We start from the raw sequence: 1,900 nt of genomic DNA, 5'->3' as shown, positions 1-1,900 counted from the left end.
ATGGAAAACCAGAAAATCTTATAGTCAGTTGGGGTTCTACCTATGGTCCAGTACGAGAGGCAGTAGAAAAATTAATTGAAGAGGGAATATCCATTGGCGCCTTAGTCTTTGGAGATATATGGCCATTACCAACTAAAAAACTTATGGAGATGTCTAAATTTGCTAAAAAGATTATAGATGTAGAGCAAAATGCCACAGCCCAATTGGATAGTTTAATTAGAGAAGAGCTTTTAATAAAATCTACTGATAAAATACTTAAATATGATGGTAGACCCTTCAGTGGAGATGAACTATATACTAGGTTAAAGGAGGTATTATAATGGTTAATGAATATAAACTCTATGAACCATCCTGGTGTCCTGGATGTGGAAACTATATGATAAGAACAGCCCTTAAACAAGCTTTAGAAGAACTAGGGCTGGCACCACATGAAGTAGTTATTTCATCGGGGATAGGTCAGGCTGCAAAAATGCCCCATTATATAAAGGTGAATGGATTTAATGGCCTCCATGGTCGGGCTTTGCCACCAGCCATAGGAATAAAAATGGCAAATAAAGATTTAAAAGTAATTGTAGAATCGGGAGATGGGGATACATACGGTGAAGGAGGAAACCATTTCATCCATACTATAAGAAGAAATATAGATATAGCCCACTTTGTCCACGATAATCAAATATATGGATTGACTAAAGGTCAAGCATCCCCTACAACAGCTATGGGACAGAAAACTACCTTGCAATTTGATGGGGTTAAGGTGGAGCCGTTACAGCCTTTGGCTTTAGCTTTAACTATGGGAGCAGGCTTTGTGGCTAGAGGATTTTCTGGAGATATTCCCCATTTAGTAGAAATAATGAAGGAAGCAATAAATTATAAAGGCTATGCGCTAGTAGATATATTCCAACCCTGTGTAGTATGGAATAAGGTAAATACCTTTGCATGGTACAAGGAAAGAGTGTATCCTCTACCAGAGGATTATGACTATACCGATAGGGAAGAAGCCTTTAAAAAGGCCATGGAGTTTGGCGATAAAATTCCTATAGGAATACTATATAAAGTTGAAAAGGAAACCTATGAAGACAAGTTCCCATTTATAAAGGAAGGGCCACCTCTTGTAGATAGAGAATTGGATCCGATGAATGCGGAAAAACTACTAAAGGAGTTCATGTAAAAGGATAGCTTAAGCTATCCTTTTATGTGAGTCTTCCAAGGTTCTTAAGTGAGCATTGTCAAAAGTTCCCCTTCAAAACCAAACTTATCAAGTAACAATCCAACAATAATTGCAAATATAAAAGTAAAAGCGGTGTAGATAATGGTTGTTTTAGGCCAAAAAATGTTAAGAACAATGCTATAATTGCAGGATTTAATATTGACGATGTTAATAAAAATGATATAGTTTATGAAAAAGAGGAACTACTTTTTAAGAGTCCTACTAAAATAGAAACAATAGAGCAAAAATAAAAAGGGTTTATATCCTATTTCTAGAAGTTTCAATTTGTTCATAATATAAAAAATTTATCCTTTGGAATATAGCTAAACTCTATGGGTAGAATATAAATATACAATGATTAAGAAAGGTTTTGGTCAAATGAATAGAAATAATAATAAAGAACCAAATAGATTAAAATATGAAAAATCTCCTTACTTACATCAACATGCTTATAATCCAATAAAATGGTATCCCTGGGGAAAGGAAGCTTTCCAAAAGGCTAAAAAGGAAGAAAAGCCTATATTTCTATCCATAGGATATTCAACTTGTAGATGGTGTCATAATATGAATAGAGAATCTTTTCAAGATGAAGAAGTGGCAAGTATATTAAATAAATACTATGTACCAATTAAAGTTGATAGGGAAGAAAGGCCAGATATAGATAAGGTGTATATTACTTTTGCAGAAGCTTTA

Annotated in this window: 2 protein-coding genes and 1 pseudogene; all 3 read left to right on the top strand. The window is 34.2% G+C overall.

The window, feature by feature from the left end; translation table 11 throughout:
* Positions 1 to 320 (top strand): annotated as a pseudogene (locus VK998_RS02900) (2-oxoacid:acceptor oxidoreductase subunit alpha); the annotation flags it as partial.
* On the top strand, positions 320 to 1,168 hold the full coding sequence (locus tag VK998_RS02895; RefSeq protein ID WP_325225276.1) for a 2-oxoacid:ferredoxin oxidoreductase subunit beta: 849 nt from the start codon (positions 320 to 322) through the stop codon (positions 1,166 to 1,168). The pseudogene VK998_RS02900 and the gene VK998_RS02895, both read left to right, overlap by 1 nt.
* 393 nt (positions 1,169 to 1,561) lie before the next feature.
* The coding region (locus tag VK998_RS02890) for a DUF255 domain-containing protein (RefSeq protein WP_325225273.1) at positions 1,562 to 1,900 on the top strand (339 nt) is incomplete at its 3' end.

Origin of the sequence: Schnuerera sp., assembly GCF_035459645.1 — a bacterium.
GTDB lineage: Bacteria > Bacillota > Clostridia > Tissierellales > Tepidimicrobiaceae > Schnuerera.
The sequence above is the reverse complement of the archived record's forward strand: the minus strand, read 5'-3'. Positions and strand labels throughout refer to the sequence as shown.